This is a genomic window from Haemophilus parainfluenzae ATCC 33392, assembly GCF_031191205.1.
Lineage (GTDB): Bacteria > Pseudomonadota > Gammaproteobacteria > Enterobacterales > Pasteurellaceae > Haemophilus_D > Haemophilus_D parainfluenzae.
Genome location: NZ_CP133470.1, coordinates 102,916 through 118,968 on the forward strand (window position 1 = coordinate 102,916; position 16,053 = coordinate 118,968).

The 16,053-nt window shown below is 39.2% G+C and carries 19 protein-coding genes; 7 read left to right on the forward strand and 12 right to left on the reverse strand.

Annotation, left to right across the window (positions count from 1 at the left end; all coding sequences use genetic code 11):
- The first annotated feature begins 191 nt into the window (after nucleotides 1-191).
- The gene (locus tag RDV53_RS00480) at nucleotides 192-1,277 is read left to right on the forward strand and encodes a tetratricopeptide repeat protein (protein ID WP_032822695.1); all 1,086 of its coding nucleotides are present in this window, start codon (nucleotides 192-194) and stop codon (nucleotides 1,275-1,277) included.
- An 89-nt stretch (nucleotides 1,278-1,366) separates the two neighbouring features.
- Here the strand turns inward: RDV53_RS00480 and hpt are convergent, their stop codons facing one another.
- Both hpt and pmbA read right to left on the reverse strand, forming a co-directional pair.
- Nucleotides 1,367-1,906: a hypoxanthine phosphoribosyltransferase gene (gene hpt / locus RDV53_RS00485; RefSeq protein ID WP_005696465.1), complete on the reverse strand. Its 540-nt coding sequence runs from the start codon at nucleotides 1,904-1,906 to the stop codon at nucleotides 1,367-1,369.
- Nucleotides 1,907-2,108: 202 nt separating this feature from the next.
- Nucleotides 2,109-3,464 (reverse strand): metalloprotease PmbA, encoded by a 1,356-nt coding sequence (gene pmbA, locus RDV53_RS00490; RefSeq protein ID WP_032822693.1) that lies wholly within the window; start codon nucleotides 3,462-3,464, stop codon nucleotides 2,109-2,111.
- An 88-nt stretch (nucleotides 3,465-3,552) separates the two neighbouring features.
- On the opposite strand from pmbA, the gene yjgA reads away from it, so the two are divergent.
- From yjgA to rapZ, 6 genes are all read left to right on the forward strand, one after another.
- The gene (yjgA, locus tag RDV53_RS00495; protein ID WP_005696467.1) at nucleotides 3,553-4,089 is read left to right on the forward strand and encodes a ribosome biogenesis factor YjgA; all 537 of its coding nucleotides are present in this window, start codon (nucleotides 3,553-3,555) and stop codon (nucleotides 4,087-4,089) included.
- A gap of 81 nt (nucleotides 4,090-4,170) precedes the next feature.
- Nucleotides 4,171-4,779, forward strand: coding sequence for an LPS export ABC transporter periplasmic protein LptC (gene lptC / locus RDV53_RS00500; RefSeq protein ID WP_032822692.1), 609 nt, complete (start codon nucleotides 4,171-4,173; stop codon nucleotides 4,777-4,779).
- On the forward strand, nucleotides 4,760-5,278 hold the full coding sequence (gene lptA, locus RDV53_RS00505; RefSeq protein WP_005696469.1) for a lipopolysaccharide transport periplasmic protein LptA: 519 nt from the start codon (nucleotides 4,760-4,762) through the stop codon (nucleotides 5,276-5,278). The genes lptC and lptA overlap by 20 nt, the downstream gene beginning before the upstream one ends.
- A 3-nt stretch (nucleotides 5,279-5,281) precedes the next feature.
- Complete coding sequence (gene lptB / locus RDV53_RS00510; protein WP_005696470.1) at nucleotides 5,282-6,007, forward strand: LPS export ABC transporter ATP-binding protein; 726 nt, start codon at nucleotides 5,282-5,284, stop codon at nucleotides 6,005-6,007.
- A 3-nt stretch (nucleotides 6,008-6,010) separates the two neighbouring features.
- Nucleotides 6,011-6,529 (forward strand): PTS IIA-like nitrogen regulatory protein PtsN, encoded by a 519-nt coding sequence (gene ptsN, locus RDV53_RS00515; RefSeq protein ID WP_005696471.1) that lies wholly within the window; start codon nucleotides 6,011-6,013, stop codon nucleotides 6,527-6,529.
- A 31-nt stretch (nucleotides 6,530-6,560) separates the two neighbouring features.
- Nucleotides 6,561-7,409 carry an RNase adapter RapZ gene (rapZ, locus tag RDV53_RS00520; RefSeq protein ID WP_005696472.1) on the forward strand — a complete coding sequence of 283 codons (849 nt, stop codon included), beginning with the start codon at nucleotides 6,561-6,563 and terminating at the stop codon, nucleotides 7,407-7,409.
- A 39-nt stretch (nucleotides 7,410-7,448) separates the two neighbouring features.
- Here rapZ and RDV53_RS00525 read toward each other — a convergent pair whose 3' ends face one another.
- From RDV53_RS00525 to RDV53_RS00570, 10 genes are all read right to left on the reverse strand, one after another.
- On the reverse strand, nucleotides 7,449-8,129 hold the full coding sequence (locus RDV53_RS00525) for a M15 family metallopeptidase (RefSeq protein WP_005696474.1): 681 nt from the start codon (nucleotides 8,127-8,129) through the stop codon (nucleotides 7,449-7,451).
- Nucleotide 8,130: 1 nt separating this feature from the next.
- Nucleotides 8,131-9,264, reverse strand: coding sequence for a succinyl-diaminopimelate desuccinylase (dapE, locus tag RDV53_RS00530; protein ID WP_005696475.1), 1,134 nt, complete (start codon nucleotides 9,262-9,264; stop codon nucleotides 8,131-8,133).
- A 119-nt stretch (nucleotides 9,265-9,383) separates the two neighbouring features.
- Nucleotides 9,384-11,339, reverse strand: coding sequence for a TonB-dependent copper receptor (locus RDV53_RS00535; protein ID WP_005696476.1), 1,956 nt, complete (start codon nucleotides 11,337-11,339; stop codon nucleotides 9,384-9,386).
- A gap of 170 nt (nucleotides 11,340-11,509) precedes the next feature.
- The gene (locus tag RDV53_RS00540) at nucleotides 11,510-11,911 is read right to left on the reverse strand and encodes a hypothetical protein (protein WP_005696477.1); all 402 of its coding nucleotides are present in this window, start codon (nucleotides 11,909-11,911) and stop codon (nucleotides 11,510-11,512) included.
- An 86-nt stretch (nucleotides 11,912-11,997) separates the two neighbouring features.
- Nucleotides 11,998-12,444 carry a hypothetical protein gene (locus RDV53_RS00545; protein ID WP_032822690.1) on the reverse strand — a complete coding sequence of 149 codons (447 nt, stop codon included), beginning with the start codon at nucleotides 12,442-12,444 and terminating at the stop codon, nucleotides 11,998-12,000.
- Between the two features lie 69 nt (nucleotides 12,445-12,513).
- Nucleotides 12,514-12,858, reverse strand: coding sequence for an ArsC family reductase (locus tag RDV53_RS00550; protein ID WP_005696479.1), 345 nt, complete (start codon nucleotides 12,856-12,858; stop codon nucleotides 12,514-12,516).
- A gap of 156 nt (nucleotides 12,859-13,014) precedes the next feature.
- The gene (locus RDV53_RS00555) at nucleotides 13,015-13,533 is read right to left on the reverse strand and encodes an opacity family porin (protein WP_005696480.1); all 519 of its coding nucleotides are present in this window, start codon (nucleotides 13,531-13,533) and stop codon (nucleotides 13,015-13,017) included.
- 53 nt (nucleotides 13,534-13,586) lie between these two features.
- Nucleotides 13,587-14,099: a SprT family zinc-dependent metalloprotease gene (locus RDV53_RS00560; RefSeq protein WP_005696481.1), complete on the reverse strand. Its 513-nt coding sequence runs from the start codon at nucleotides 14,097-14,099 to the stop codon at nucleotides 13,587-13,589.
- Nucleotides 14,100-14,155: 56 nt separating this feature from the next.
- Nucleotides 14,156-15,310 (reverse strand): methionine adenosyltransferase, encoded by a 1,155-nt coding sequence (gene metK, locus RDV53_RS00565; protein ID WP_005696483.1) that lies wholly within the window; start codon nucleotides 15,308-15,310, stop codon nucleotides 14,156-14,158.
- Between the two features lie 78 nt (nucleotides 15,311-15,388).
- Nucleotides 15,389-15,964: an anthranilate synthase component II gene (locus tag RDV53_RS00570; RefSeq protein WP_521689239.1), complete on the reverse strand. Its 576-nt coding sequence runs from the start codon at nucleotides 15,962-15,964 to the stop codon at nucleotides 15,389-15,391.
- Nucleotides 15,965-16,053 lie beyond the last annotated feature (89 nt).

Below are 16,053 nucleotides of genomic sequence, written 5' to 3' on the forward strand. Positions count from 1 at the left end.
CACTGTGAATTTTGACCTCTCTTTTTATTATAAAAATAACATCAAAACCACATTAAAAAATAAGCAACATAAAGTTATCGGTTTGTTTTTTTGATGAATTTTAATTTTCAAGTAGTATTATAAAAATATAATTTACATTATTTAAAAGAATGTTTAGACTAAATTTTAATCCATCCAAAGAACAGTCAAATATGAAAAAATGTAACATCATTTTCTTACTTATCCCGCTAATTACGACTTGCGGGGTTAATTCATTTTCAGCATCAGACCGTAACGATACTCAAACGCTTTCTGCACCCAAAGCCTTTGACCCGAAACGCACAGAATATACCTGTGCCACATGGACACCGCCGCCCAACACTGATGTCGAAGCCGAGCAATGGTATCGGGCAGCAACCTTACTCCATGCCAAAAGTTGGCGCAGAACTGTGCAAGAGTTACAGGATATGGTGATTCTGTACGAAGCGGCGGCAGGTCGCGGACATTACCGTGCCATCAACAATCTCTACCTGCTCTACACCGGCACCCAAGGAGCGATGGGGGACTTGTTTGACCAACGTCCCGACTACGCCCGCAAATGGTTGCATTACGGCTTGGAGAAGGATTGGGCGATGGCATACTATTGGCTGTTTGATGCCTTGTATGAAGGCCATGCTGGCTACCCTTACACCCCGGAACTCGGCCTTGCCTACCTGCAGAAGGCTGTGGAATTGGGTGTACCGTTGGCGCAGTATGAATTGGCACGGATTTACGAAAAAAATCTCGACAATTCAAAAACCGCTCAACTGCTGTTTGAGTGCGCTGCCAAGCAGGGGTTTTCAGCGGCAATGAAGGAATTATCTTCGTTTAAAGCCATTGATGGTGATCAGAAAGAATCCTTGCGGTTAATGCACAATGCAGTGCGCTATGGAGGAGAAAGTGGGGGAGAATCGGCTTCACGTTTGAGTCACGTTTATGGTAAAACGAAAGCCTATATGAAGGAATTCGCCTCCACCCTAACTGATCCTGTCCGTGAAACAGCTTACAACGAGTTGTATACAGCACTTACAGGCACAGATACCAAAAGCGGCAACCCCTTCTACACCTTCCCACGCCTAGACGAAGTCCTGCCCCTGCCACCCGCCAAAACCCACTGGAAAGGCATCTACTCTGCGATGAGCAAGGAAGACGCAGCGTTCTACCAAAATCCACCTGACACCGCCGCCCTTGCTGCCGATATTCTCAAACGCGGTATCGTCAAAAAAGAAGACGTATATTGGCCACCGCGCAAGGATTAATCGTTAACAAGCATTAAAAAGGCGGTCAGATTTTAAAAGCAATTTGCTTGAAAATCTGACCGCACTTTTATGTTTAAAATATGACTAAATTATTCGTCTATAACCACTTTGCCAATATAGCCTAAGTTACGATAGCGTTGTGCGTAATCAATACCATAGCCGACAACAAATTCATCCGGAATAGAAAAACCAATCCACTCAACGGGCACTTCCACTTCTCGGCGAGAAGGTTTATCTAATAAGGTACAAATCGCCAAGCTTGCAGGATCACGTAAATTTAAAATGCCACGCACTTTTTCTAGGGTATAACCTGTATCAATAATGTCCTCAACAATTAGCACGTGTTCATTACGAATATCGCCTTCAAGATCTTTCGTAATTTTCACATCGTGATTACTTGTCATTCCGCTACCATAGCTTGAAGTGGTCATAAACTCTACTTCTACCGGTAATTTTAATTCACGCACCAGATCAGCCATGAACATAAATGAACCGCGTAAAAGCCCGACGACAATCAGTTTATCAATGGCTTTTTGTTGATAAAAATGCGTAATTTCCGCGCCAAGTTCAGCTATGCGACTACGGACATCCGCTTCTGAAATCATAATATCAACGTGGTGTTTTTTCATGGTCTTTCCTTTTTAATTTAATCGTTTGCGTATTCTACAATAAAAAAGGCTGAAGTTTAAACCTTCAGCCTTTTAACCCTAACGAATTTACTTTCTACTCTACCTGTTGAAGCAATCTGCAATCGCTACTAAACAGATGTGCGTATAGTAGCAGAAAGAAATCATCTGTCAATAAGAATTATTATCATTTTTATAAATTTTATTAATTCCCTGAGATTTTCATCTTGTTGAGCAAGATTGAACCTGTTTGGATATTGGAACGATGCTCTATATCATCTGATACCGCAATAATATTTTTCAACATATCTTGTAATTGACCTGCAATGGTAATTTCGGCAACCGGATATTGGATCTCGCCATTTTCCACCCAGAAACCGGCTGCGCCACGAGAATAATCCCCGGTCACAATATTGACACCTTGTCCCATGACATCGGTAACCAATAAACCAGTGCTCATTTGACGTAAAAGTGCGGTCAATCCGCCCGTTAAATTTGGTTTCACGAGCCAGTTGTGAATACCGCCTGCATGCCCAGTACTTTGCATGCCCATTTTTCTACCGCTGTAACTGGTGAGCAAATAGGTTTGCAACACGCCATCTTGAATAATTTCAAGATTCTGTGTGCGAACCCCTTCGCTATCAAAAGGCGTAGAGGCTAAACGTCTTAACAAATGAGGACGCTCACTGATTTGGAACCAATCTGGCAATACTTGTTTTCCAAGATGATCGAGCAAGAAACTGGATTTGCGATATAAGCTGCCGCCACTAATCGCGCCCGTTAAATGAGAAATTAATCCTGTGGCCACATCATTTAAGAAAATCACGGGCACTTCGCGCGTGCTTAATTTCTGTGGATTTAAACGCGCGATCACTTTTTTCGCGCAATTTTGTCCTACCCAATCCGCGGAAGAAAGCGCATCAAACTCACGTGAAACCGTGTACTCGTAGTCATTTTCCAGTTGATCTAGCTCTCCACCAATCACCGAACAAGATAAAGAATAGCGGCTAGATAAGTAACTTTGTAGCATGCCGTGTGTATTGCCATAAACACGCACGCCAGTATGTGAATTAAAACTTGCACCGTTACTATTCACGATTTTAGCATCGTATTCCAACGCTGATTTTTCAGCCTCTAAAGCTAATTTTGTAGCCTGTTCAACATCAACACTTGCCCCATGATAAAGTTCTAAATCGGGCGCTTCAAAAGCCATTAGTTCTTTATCTGCTAGCCCTGTGCAATCATCTGGTGAGGTATATTTTGCAATAGCGAGCGCGGCTTCAACGGTGTTTTTAATCGCTTCTTCACTTAAATCTGAAGTAGAGGCATTACCTTTTTGTTGGCCTAAATAAACGGAAATACCTAATGCCCCATCGTTAGTAAATTCAACATTTTCAATCTCTTGCAGACGGGTTGAAACCGATAAACCACTCACTTTTGTAACGCCAACTTCTGCGGTGGCTCCCGCTTTCTGGGCGGTTTCAATCGCAAAACTGACTGCATCACGCAATGTTTGCTCTTGAGATTTTAAAAGTGCGGTTAAATTTTCTGCTGTTTTCATGGTGATAATCCTATTAAAAATTTGCGCCATTTTATCTTATTTTGAAAGTTTATGCTAAAATGCACCAAATTTTTCATAAGGTAACAGAATGGCAAAACGGAAGAAAAAAGAAGCCTTTGATTGGGAAGATGAAGACCAAGAAGAGATTATTTGGGTAAGCAAAAGTGAAATCAAACGCGATGCTGAGGATTTAAAACAGCTCGGCGAGAAATTGGTGAACTTAACCAAAGCAAATCTGACTAAGGTTCCACTAGACGATAGCTTGAAAGATGCCATTGAATTAGCACAACGCCTGCAAAAAGAGGCGCGTCGTCGCCAATTGCAATACATCGGTAAGCTCTTACGCTCAATTGATGCAGAGCCTATTCGTGAAGCTTTAGAAAAAATTGAAAACAAACATAATCAGCAACAAGCTATGCTGCATAAGTTGGAAATCTTACGTGATGAATTGATTGCAAAAGGTGATGCGGCTCTGACTGATTTGTTAAATGAACATCCTTCTGCAGATCGCCAACAATTACGTAATTTGATTCGTGCAGCACAAAAAGAGAAGGAACAAAATAAGCCGTCAAAAGCTTATCGCGAGATTTATCAGATCTTAAAAACACTCATTTTAGAAGACTAAAATACCGCTATTTTTGACCGCACATTGTGTCAAAAAAGTGCTATGATTGGCTACCCTTTTAGAAAGGAAAAAACGTTATTTATGAATATTCGTTGGAATATTATTTTAGGTGTCATCGCCCTCGCTTTATTAGGCTGGTATTATTCGCTTAATCAAGATCATAGCGATTTACAAAGCCTCATTAAAAAGCCTGATAGCCCAGAATACGTCGGTAATAAAATGGAAACCACTGTATTCTCACCTGAAGGTAAAAAACAGTATCTCGCGATTTCCGACAAAGTGGAATATTACACCCAAGACGGCCATACGGATTTTATTTCGCCGTTAGTCTATCTTTTTGATGTCTCTTTGGACAATAAAGATAAAGAAGCGAAAACCGATAAAATTCAATTAGAAAAACAAAATTGGAAACTTAGCGCGAAAAAGGCAAAATTAACGAAAGATCAAATGCTCTATCTTGAAGGTGGCGTGATTGCCGAGAGCCTTGATCCGTTATCTCGCCTACAACGTGTTGAGACTGAAGCCGCAGTAATTAATTTAAAAACACAAGACATTACTTCCAATACACAAGTAAAAATTAACGGATTAAACTTTAACTCGAGTGGATTGAACCTCGTCGGAAATTTACGTCAGCAAGTTGCAACTCTAAAGGAACAGGTAAAAACATATTATGAAATCAACAAACAATAAAATTCTGCTTTTAACGGCGTTAATGATGACTTCTTTGTCTGCTTTTGCGTTAAAAGACGATACCAATAAACCGATTAATATTGTCTCAGATAATCAATCTTTAGATATGGAGAACAGCGTAGTAACCTTTACGGATAACGTTGTGATTACGCAAGGTTCCATTTTGATTAAAGCCAATAAAGTAGTCATTACTCGCCCACCAGAAAATTCAGGTAAAAAAGAAACTGTTGAAGCATTTGGTAGCCCTGTTACCTTCCACCAACAACTTGATGATGGTAAGCCTGTTGACGGTAGAGCGAATAAAGTTCACTACGATTTAGGCACTGAATTCTTAACATTGACCGGTAATGCTGAATTAAAACAATTAGATAGCAAAATTAACGGTGAACGCATCACTTATGATGTGAAAAAACAACAGTTAAAAGCCAATGGTAATGGAAAATCACGTGTGCAAACCGTCTTAATTCCGACCCAATTACAACAAAAAGGTAAAAAATAACCGATGTCTGTATTACAAGCTGAATTTCTCGCAAAAAGTTATAAGAGCCGAAAAGTGGTTTCTGATGTGAGTTTGACCGTAAACTCCAATGAAATTGTTGGCCTACTTGGTCCAAATGGTGCAGGTAAAACCACTACTTTCTACATGGTCGTCGGTTTAGTGCGTCATGATCAGGGAAAAATCACCATTGATGGCGATGATATTAGCGTATTACCTATGCATGAACGTGCTCGTCGAGGAATTGGCTATTTACCACAAGAAGCCTCTATTTTCCGTCGTTTAACGGTGTATGAAAATCTTATGGCGGTATTAGAAATTCGCAAAGATCTCACTGCAGAACAACGCAGAGAGAGAGCGGATGAGTTAATTGATGAATTCAACATTGGACATATTCGTGATAGCCTGGGACAATCGCTTTCTGGTGGTGAACGTCGTCGTGTGGAAATTGCACGCGCCTTAGCGGCAAATCCTAAATTCATTTTACTAGATGAACCTTTTGCGGGTGTTGACCCTATTTCGGTGACGGATATTAAGAAAATCATCACGGATCTCCGTAATCGTGGCTTAGGCGTGTTAATTACCGACCATAACGTACGCGAAACCCTTGATGTTTGTGAACGCGCTTACATTGTTGGTGAAGGGAAAATTATCGCGACCGGCACACCGGAAGAAGTCATGAATGATGAGCACGTCAAACGTGTCTATTTAGGCGAACAATTTAAACTATAACCGATGAAATTTACAACATTGCTCTCCCCTGATGATATTCGTCAGGGGGTTGCTTTTTCTAGCAAGAAACGATTATTTGAATCTATTGCCGCTTTCGTTGTTGAAAAACTTCAATGCGAAAATGGTGAACAGGCCTGTTTTGAATGTTTATTTGAGCGGGAAAAATTAGGTAATTCAGGATTGGGCAATGGTGTTGCCATGCCTAAAGCCAAGTTACCTGCTACTGTGTCAGATAAAATCCTAACGGTATTTATGCAATTAGAAACGCCTGTTGAATATGATGCGGCTGATAATAAACCGGTGGATATCGTTTTTGCTGTGCTTGTACCTGAAAATCTCTGCCAAGAATATATTCCTGTTCTCGCAGAACTCAATGAAAAATTAACGGATAAAAACTTAATTAAACAACTTCGTTCAGCACAAAGTGCGGATGAAATTTGGCAAATTTTTGAATGTGCCGATCATTCAGAGGAATCTGAAGACGACACAAATTTAGATAATATTGAACCTCAAGAGGTATAACCTAACCGACTAACCATAAGGAATCACGCAGATGGAAATTATTATTATCAGCGGTCGCTCTGGTGCGGGGAAATCTGTCGCATTACGAGCTTTGGAAGATATGGGCTATTATTGCGTGGATAATCTCCCTCTCGATTTACTTCCTCAACTCACCAATATTCTCGCCAAAACTCAAACAGCTGTTGCCATCAGTCTTGATATTCGAAATCTTCCTCATTCAAGTGCTGATTTAGACAAGATTCTGACAGATATTCAAGCCACTTATTCTGTCAAAATCATCTTTCTGGACAGCGATCGTAGTACACTTATTCGTCGTTACAGCGATTCACGTCGTCTTCATCCACTTTCAGCACAAGATCTCCCACTTGAATCAGCGATTGATTTAGAATATCAGCAACTTGAACCGTTAATTCAACATGCTAATTTTATTATTGATACCGCACCTCTTTCTACTCATTCGTTATCTGAACGTTTAAGAGAGGTTTTACGGGGTAATACAGATAAAGAGCTTAAAATCGTGGTTGAATCGTTTGGCTTTAAATATGGCATTCCGCTTGATGCCGATTATGTCTTTGATGTGCGTTTTCTACCTAACCCGCACTGGGATCCAGAACTTCGTCCAATGACAGGGCTTGATGAACCCGTTGCACAATTTTTACTTGCACATGATGAAGTGAATAATTTTATCTACCAAACGCGTAATTACATTGAAACGTGGTTACCGATGTTAGAGCAAAATAATCGAAGCTATTTAACCATTGCCATTGGTTGTACGGGTGGCAAACATCGTTCTGTTTACATCGCTCAACAAATTGGTGAATATTTCCAAGCCAAAGGCAAGAATGTGAAAATTCAACATAAATCCTTGGAAAAGAATTAATCAAACCATAAAAAAACGCAGCGACTTGCTGCGTTTTTATTAAACCACATACTGCTCAAAAATCTCAGGCAAATGTGCAATTAACGTTTCTTTTCCAGCCACGGTTTCATGCTGCCAAACCTGCAATAGCACATCTGGCGTAAATAATCGTGATGCCTGCTCTGCCAACGGTAAATAGCTAATATGCCAAGGCTCTCGGCCAATTTTTTTACCTTCTGGCTGACTGATAAATGGCAAAGCAAAATCAAAGTGCGGTAGATTTTCAGTAAGAAATTCACTAAGTTCAAAAAAATAACCACCCTTTTCATATTCCCAAGGTTCAAGTTGTAAAGATTGACCTTGAAGCAAAAGATCAGGATCAAAAATATCGATTTCTGTTCCCCAATGATGACGACTTCCCCCTGGGAGCGCTGACCAACGTAAAATGGCCTGTGCTTTTTGCCAATCATCTAACAACGCTAAATCTAATGGATTTCCCGCATCATCATGAACCTTGCGTTCACCGTTAAATTTACCGTTCCAAATGAGTTGTTGACGTTCAAAATCACGAAAGCTACTCGCGGGTTGCAAATTAAAGCCATTTTTGACCGCACTTTGCTGCAATCCTTGAAACGCTTTCATTGCCTCTGCTTGCAAAAAATGATTCGGAGAATGAGGTGTAGGCAAATTAATCAAATGTTCACGAGATTTGCCAGTTAACATTTCAGGCGTTAATTTCATCTTACTTGTCCAATAAATTCACTAACATTTGATGATAAATCTGACCGCACTTGGCAAGATCATCAACGTTTACACATTCATTCACTTTATGAATCGTCGCATTAAGCGGCCCAAACTCCACCACTTCAGCGCCCATTAACGCAATAAAACGCCCATCAGAGGTGCCACCGCCTGTTTCTGCTTGTGGTGCAATACCGGTTGTTTGCTCAATAGCCGTCGTTAATGCATCTAATAATTTGCCTGGTTTCGTTAAAAATGGTTTACCCGATAAATTCCAATCAATACGGTATTTCAAATCATGTTTTTCAAGCATTTCCGCCACTTTCTGCTTAATGCCTTCATCGGTCACTTCCGTACAATAACGTAAATTGAATTGCACATAAAGCTCACCAGGGATGACATTATTACTCCCTGTTCCTGCATGAATATTCGCAATTTGTAAACTAGTTGGCGGGAAAAATTCATTACCATTATCCCATTGATAGGTGGTTAATTCCTGCAAGAAAGGTGCGGCTTTGTGAATTGGATTTTCCGCTAAATGAGGATAAGCCACATGGCCTTGAATACCTTGAATGTAGAGGTTACCAGTAATCGAACCGCGACGGCCATTTTTGACTACATCGCCTAATGTTTTTGAACTAGATGGCTCGCCTACCATGCAATAAGTGATTTTCTCACCGCGCGCCATTAAGGTTTCGACAACACGTACCGTGCCATCTTTCGCGGCAGCCTCTTCGTCAGAAGTAATCAACAAAGCAATCGTTCCTTTATGATTCAGATTAGCTTTCACATATTCTTCTGCCGCCACAATCATTGCTGCTAATGAGCCTTTCATATCTGCCGCACCACGACCATAAAGCACATCATCTACAATTTCGGCAGAAAACGGCGGATAAGTCCAGTGCGCTTCATCTCCTGTCGGCACCACATCGGTATGCCCTGCAAAGGCAATAACAGGCTCACCAGCACCATGCTTCGCCCATAAATTTAACGTATCGTTGAAAGGCATCCATTCAATTTGAAAGCCGAGTTTTTCCAAACGCTCAGCAATCAATTGCTGACAGCCCTCATCATTTGGGCTAATAGAGGGACGACGAATTAATGCTTGTGCAAGCTCAATAGTTTTTTGTTTCATAATATTTGTTTATGACTAAAAGTGCGGTCTAATTTAACAAAATTTTCCTTTAATTTAAATCTGTTCAAATAAAAAACGGACAACCTCGTTATCCGTTTTTTATTAGTTTATGAAGAATCCTAGAATTGAACTTGCAAACGTAACCAATATTGACGTCCTGGCTCATTCACTCGAACAGTTTGAAGCCCCGCTGAAGGATCTGCGCCTTTACTTACAAATTCTGCATAGGATTTATTAAATAAGTTATCAATTCCGCCCTGCAAAGTGGCATATTTATTAATTTTCCACCCAGTATTAAAGGATAACGTTCCAAAGCCAGCGGAAGCACCGATGTCCTGCCCAATAATGTTGCCTTGTCCCGTTGCATAGCGTTTTTGGGCCGAAACCAATCGCCATAAAACTCCTGCACTCAAGGTTTCATTATCCCAAGTTAATGAGTTTTTCCATTCTAATGGTGGAGTTTGAGCGAGTGGACGGTCGTCCGTGCGATTTTTACCATAAGTATAAGCAAGACTACTACCGATTTCCCAGTGACGAGCAAATCTCCATTTGCCTTCAATTTCGCCGCCTAATCGAGTTGCCTTGATGTTACGAGCTGAGACATTTTTACCTACCCGTTCTAACATGATAAAATCGTGAATATCACTACCAAATAACGATACAGAAAAATCAAAGGCATCATTTTTCCAAATTAATCCCGTATCAATTTGACGGTTTTGTTCTTTATTCAACACTTGACTTGCACGGCGCTCCCAATAATCCGGTGCACGCTCTGCAACACCAAGACCAGCATAATATTTAATGCCATTAATCTCTTCTTCCCAACGGAAGAAGCCCGCATGTAAATCATAAGTACGTTTTTTATTCGGATGATTTGTCATTAAGGTGTCATATTCAGCCTTTACTTCATCATAACGATAACCTGCAATGAATTTACGGCTATCATTTATCGTCCATGCTCCTTCTGCAAATCCGCCCCATTGGGTGAAGTTTTGTTGCGGTTGATAAGGTTTATGCGTGTAACCTTCCCCTTTCATTTCCATACGCGCAAGGTGTTTGTCACGCATATAATCAATGCCAATCTGTAAATTAATATCCGGCCAATCAAAAGTTGCCTTTAAGTGTCCCGTATTTGTTTCACGTTTTGGGTTCATGGCTTTTTTAACTTGATTTCCCATCATGCTTAAATAACGCATACTATAAGTATCCATCACGTGATCTATCTTACTTTGACCGTAGCGTAATTCAAGTTCAGTGAACCATGGTGTAATATTTCGTTGTACAAATCGAACATTCCACGCATCACGATCAAACTTACTCCCATCCATCATTCGATCTGCATAAGCTGCTTCGCCTCTACTCCGTTCATAAGTTCCTGTCAATAAGGTATTTTCTGTCGGTGTGAAACCAAGCTGTAACATTTGATTACGGCGTTCAAAAGAGGAATGAACTCGATTGCCATCGCCATCTTTGTAATTTCCTGCCTCATTGTGTGACATACTCGTACGTAAATAACCATATTTACCACCAGCCATCGCATCAAAATAAGCATCACGGCGTTTATTTCCACCAAGGGTTACACTGCCATTTAAATAAGTGTTTTGCGTATCAAATTCAGGTTCTTTACGAACAAAATGTACTGCTCCAGCCACTAGACCCGTGCCTTGTGTGACTGTTTGAGGTCCTTTAGTAACAACTACTTCATCATAAGCGGATGGGAAAATATAAGCAGTTGGAGGATCCATACGATTGCTACATCCTCCATAAATAAATTGATCATCCGCTTGAATACTTAAACGAGATCCCCCCAATCCTCTAAAGAGCGGATCTCCAGAACTTCCCCCTTTGCGAATCACGCTCATATTTGCTACTGATTGTAGTAAATCGGCTCCATCACCAGCAGGTAAAGGTTGAAGCGTTGTTTTAGGATTAAGTTTGACTGAATTAGCATTCGTCTGAGTAACACCGGTGACCACAATAGGATCCAACAATGTTACAGGCTGTGCATCTTCAGCAAAAGCATTAGATAAGAAAAATGGAAGTGGAAGGAGAGCAAAATAAGATTTGTTATGCATAATCAATCCTTTGTTTGGCAATTAATTAAGAAAAGTTACAATTCAATCACATAAACAATTCCAAACAAATAACCAACTGCTATGAAATATTTATCACATCAGTGATTGAATTTGCAATAACACTGTAATGAATCTTATTCTTATTAAAAACAAAATGCAAGGTGAAAAGATTACACTTTACGATGCATTTCTGGCAAACATACGACAGCTAACACCAATTGAACTATCCCTAAAATAGCGCAAGGAAGACCTAATAAAAAATAAGCACCTATAATGGTGTCAACAGTGCTATTCCAATCTAAATCAACAAAATGCAAAGATAATCCGACGATAATAGGGATTAAAAAAGGCATAAAAAATGCCACCAATAAATACCGCCCATAGTAGCGACTTGCTTTTTCCCGAGTAACAAAAAAGATAAGTGTTGTCATCACCTCTGGTATAAATGAAATAAGAAAAGAAAGAAAAAATGCATCTCCAACAAACTCAGAAATAATGACTGCACATAATAATGCAATAAAAAAACTCCCAATAAAAAAACGTGGTATAGTCTTTTGTAATGCATTATTCATCTTTATATTTCCTTTCAAATAAAATTAATAACTCTAATAAGCAGATAAGAAAGCCTCCAGCTTTAATAAAGAACAAGGTTAAGAGGTTACTGTGTGTCCCATATTTTTATAAAACACGCTTGTGCTAACACCAGTTGAGCTACTCCCAATATACAAGCCAAAATACCGTGCGTTAGATAATACTCTACAAGCGTATCAATAGCATCATGCCAACTGTTTAAATAAATCAAATCGAATAATGTGGTCAGGATCGGAATTAAAAAGGGTGGCATCAAAAATGCCAGTAACAAATACCGCGAATAGTAGCTACTTGCTTTTTCCTGAGTGATGTAAAAAACAAACGTTGTAATCGCACTAGGTATAAATACGATAAAAAAAGTATAAAAAAATACCCATACCACGTCATCTGAGCCGTGATCCATTGAAGCAAGAAATAAATCAACGACAGCAGCGCACAATAATGCAATAAAAAAACTCCCAATAAAAAAACGTCGTATAGCTTTTTGCTGTTCACTTTGTTGTTCATTATTCATTTTTATATTTTCTTTTTTAATCAAAATTAGTAGTTCTAATAAGTAGATAAACAGTAAAAATAAATCCTTCTACTTAAATGCTGCGATATATTCTTTTTCGTTAAAGCCAATCAATGCCTTTTCATCTTGTAAAATAATCGGGCGTTTAATTAACGTTGGATTTTTAGCTAATACGGAAAGTGCGGTAGATTTTGATAGCGTATTTTTCACTTTTTCATCAAGATTACGCCACGTTGTGCTACGTTTATTGACTAAATTGTCCCAACCAAATTGTGCTTCTGCTTGTTGCAAGAACTGAGCATCTAATCCATCAACTCGGTAATCATGTAATTTATGTTCAATATTATGTTCAGTTAACCACTTCAACGCTTTTTTCACTGTATCGCAGTTTTTAATACCATAAACGATAACCATATTCTCACCTCTAAAAATAAAAAATCCTCGATTTCATTTAGAACGAGGATTTTAACTGCTACATGAATTAATCACAAATAGATTAACACGATACAAACTTTTATACCCAAAAGAAAAAAGTACGGTGAAAATCAACCGCACTTTTCAAAAGGGAAATTAGAATTCGTAACCTACACCTACTTTAGCGCCATAGTTATTCACTTTAGTATCATCAAAGCTACCTAAACGGTTATATTCTAAACCACCGTTTGCATACACTTTGTCTGCTAATTTATATTTAGCACCCGCAACTACACCATAACCCACTTTGGTTTCAGAAGAGCTTTTATAACGTTGTTCTGCGCGGTCTTCAAATTTGAAACGGTTAGCCGCAAGACGAGCACCAACATAAGGTTCAATTTGAGAGTTGGTATCGAAGTCATAGAATACTGTCGCGCCTAAACCTTGAACTTTAGTGCCTTGGAAGTTACCGTGATGAGTATAATCACCTGCTACACGTACATTACCTAATTTGTAACCTACTGCAACACGTGGCTCAATTTTAGTTTTGCTTGAACCACCATTGGTTAATTTAGTTCTTGAAAGACCAAGATCGCCTTCTGCATATAAACCTGCATTTGCAGTTGAAGCAACCGCTAATGCTCCGACAACGATAGCTAATAATGATTTTTTCATTGGATAACCCCTGTTATTTGATTGAAAACACTAAAAATATACCATACTGCTTATTAATTTTCACTATGAAAAACCAATTTTTCGTAACATTTTCGGCATAAATAAGCAATTTTATCGCGTTGAATACGATTATGCCGCCGAATCGTTAAGTAATGAGTCTGACATTCACATTGATAAGCAAACATTTTGCCTTGTACATTCTCTACATCAAATTGATGGCAAGTATCAGCCGGGAGATTAAATAACTGTGTCATCACCGATTGCCATTCCTGTCCATGCGGTTTCACCTGACCAAATACTTGATACACAATAAGATGAGCTAATTCGTGTGGAACTACCTGACGAATAAATTCATCTGAATTCTCAAGTAGCAAAGTGCGGTTAAATTTAATCTCATTTTTCTGTAAATAGGCAACACCAGCCTTAACTCCTCGCAATTCATAACTAATTGTCGGAACAGAAAATGTTCGTTGAAAGTGATTTTCAGCCAATTGTAATGTCTCTGCAAGTTTGCGCTGCACCTGCATTTTTAAATGCCGAAACTGAGTTTGAGATGACATCATCATGTTCAGTAAACAAAAACCGCTAAATTAGCGGTTTTTATCATATACATTTAATTTACTTATTTTAGACCAGCTGCTGCACGTAATTCTTCTGCACGATCTACTTTTTCCCATGGGAATTGTTCACGACCGAAGTGTCCATACGCGGCAGTTTGGCGATAGATTGGTTGAATTAAATTTAACATTTTAATTAAACCATAAGGACGTAAATCAAAGAATTCACGCACTAATTTAACCAATACTTCGTTTGATACTTTTCCTGTACCAAAGGTTTCTACCATGATCGACGTTGGCTCTGCCACACCAATTGCATAAGAAAGTTGAATTTCACAACGATCTGCAAGACCTGCTGCAACAATATTTTTGGCCACATAACGCGCGGCATAAGCGGCTGAACGGTCTACTTTTGATGGATCTTTACCCGAGAAGGCACCACCACCATGACGAGCTGCACCGCCATATGTATCAACAATGATTTTACGACCCGTTAAACCACAGTCACCCATTGGACCACCAATCACAAAACGACCGGTTGGGTTAATGAAATATTTTGTTTGTTGAGATAACCATTCGCTTGGCAGAATTGGCTTGATGATTTCTTCCATCACGCCTTCATAAATTTCTTTTTGTGAGACTTCTTCACTATGTTGTGTTGAAAGGACGACTGCATCCACACCCACGATTTTGTTATCTTCATATTTTAAGGTCACTTGGCTTTTCGCATCAGGTCGTAACCATGCTAATTTGCCACTTTTACGCACTTCTGCTTGTTTTTCCATTAAACGATGGGCGTAAGTAATCGCCGCAGGCATCAAGACTTCGGTTTCATTTGTTGCATAACCAAACATAATCCCTTGGTCACCCGCACCTTGATCTAATGGATTCTCACGATCCACGCCTTGATTAATATCAGATGATTGCTTACCAATCGCATTTAATACGGCACAAGAATTTCCATCAAAGCCCATCTCTGAATGTTTGTAACCAATATCACAAATCACTTGGCGTGTAAGGTTTTCAATATCAACCCATGCTGATGTGGTAATTTCACCACCGACCAACGCCATCCCTGTTTTGACATAGGTCTCGCAAGCCACACGTGCTTTAGGATCTTGTTTTAAAATTTCATCAAGTACCGCATCAGAAATTTGATCGGCAATTTTATCTGGATGTCCTTCTGAAACAGATTCAGAAGTAAATAAATAGCTAGACATAAGTTCTCTTCTTTTTTAGATGTATTGACGTATAGACGTCTATAATACGTATTTTTGGATAATCTGCAAGCATTTCCATCAAGTATTTTTGAAATTTAACCAATTTTGTAACATTTGTTCACCGAATTCTGACATGTAAGACTCAGGATGAAATTGCACAGAAAAAATAGGTAAATTTTTGTGCTGTGTTGCCATCACGATTTCATTATCACAAACAGCTGTAATTTCTAATGTCTCTGGTATACTCTCAGTTTGTACTGCCCAGGAATGATAAAGACCTATCTCAAATTCGGCAGGAAGCCCTAAAAATAAGCCTGAATTTGACCGCACTTTCAAGCGCCGTTTCTGCCCATGTCGCACACTTGACAAATTATAAAGTTCTCCGCCAAAGAATTTACAAAGGGTTTGATGTCCTAAGCAAACACCTAAAATGGACTTTGTTTGATAAAACCGTTCTAACATCGCAAATAGTTGTGGATACGCACTTGGAACATCTGGTCCTGGAGAAATTAAAATATGTGTATAACCTTCCACACAATCTAATGATAAATCTTCAACACTTACAACATCAAAACGCACCTGTAATTGGCGAATGAGATCCACTAAATTATAAGTAAAAGAATCATGGTTATTGATAACTAAAATTTTTTTCATACGGGCTAGTGCCATAATTCGGTGACTAAATTCATTTCAACATTATAGCGATTCTGCGTTAAAATCCTTTTTATTTTTTTATCTACAAG

Bases quoted from the DNA above. Each gene is read 5' to 3' on its own strand.
- RDV53_RS00480 (WP_032822695.1), top strand. From the start codon at position 192: ATGAAAAAATGTAACATCATTTTCTTACTTATCCCGCTAATTACGACT.
- hpt (WP_005696465.1), bottom strand. From the start codon at position 1,906: ATGAAAAAACACCACGTTGATATTATGATTTCAGAAGCGGATGTCCGT.
- pmbA (WP_032822693.1), bottom strand. From the start codon at position 3,464: ATGAAAACAGCAGAAAATTTAACCGCACTTTTAAAATCTCAAGAGCAA.
- yjgA (WP_005696467.1), top strand. From the start codon at position 3,553: ATGGCAAAACGGAAGAAAAAAGAAGCCTTTGATTGGGAAGATGAAGAC.
- lptC (WP_032822692.1), top strand. From the start codon at position 4,171: ATGAATATTCGTTGGAATATTATTTTAGGTGTCATCGCCCTCGCTTTA.
- lptA (WP_005696469.1), top strand. From the start codon at position 4,760: ATGAAATCAACAAACAATAAAATTCTGCTTTTAACGGCGTTAATGATG.
- lptB (WP_005696470.1), top strand. From the start codon at position 5,282: ATGTCTGTATTACAAGCTGAATTTCTCGCAAAAAGTTATAAGAGCCGA.
- ptsN (WP_005696471.1), top strand. From the start codon at position 6,011: ATGAAATTTACAACATTGCTCTCCCCTGATGATATTCGTCAGGGGGTT.
- rapZ (WP_005696472.1), top strand. From the start codon at position 6,561: ATGGAAATTATTATTATCAGCGGTCGCTCTGGTGCGGGGAAATCTGTC.
- RDV53_RS00525 (WP_005696474.1), bottom strand. From the start codon at position 8,129: ATGAAATTAACGCCTGAAATGTTAACTGGCAAATCTCGTGAACATTTG.
- dapE (WP_005696475.1), bottom strand. From the start codon at position 9,264: ATGAAACAAAAAACTATTGAGCTTGCACAAGCATTAATTCGTCGTCCC.
- RDV53_RS00535 (WP_005696476.1), bottom strand. From the start codon at position 11,339: ATGCATAACAAATCTTATTTTGCTCTCCTTCCACTTCCATTTTTCTTA.
- RDV53_RS00540 (WP_005696477.1), bottom strand. From the start codon at position 11,911: ATGAATAATGCATTACAAAAGACTATACCACGTTTTTTTATTGGGAGT.
- RDV53_RS00545 (WP_032822690.1), bottom strand. From the start codon at position 12,444: ATGAATAATGAACAACAAAGTGAACAGCAAAAAGCTATACGACGTTTT.
- RDV53_RS00550 (WP_005696479.1), bottom strand. From the start codon at position 12,858: ATGGTTATCGTTTATGGTATTAAAAACTGCGATACAGTGAAAAAAGCG.
- RDV53_RS00555 (WP_005696480.1), bottom strand. From the start codon at position 13,533: ATGAAAAAATCATTATTAGCTATCGTTGTCGGAGCATTAGCGGTTGCT.
- RDV53_RS00560 (WP_005696481.1), bottom strand. From the start codon at position 14,099: ATGATGATGTCATCTCAAACTCAGTTTCGGCATTTAAAAATGCAGGTG.
- metK (WP_005696483.1), bottom strand. From the start codon at position 15,310: ATGTCTAGCTATTTATTTACTTCTGAATCTGTTTCAGAAGGACATCCA.
- RDV53_RS00570 (WP_521689239.1), bottom strand. From the start codon at position 15,964: ATGAAAAAAATTTTAGTTATCAATAACCATGATTCTTTTACTTATAAT.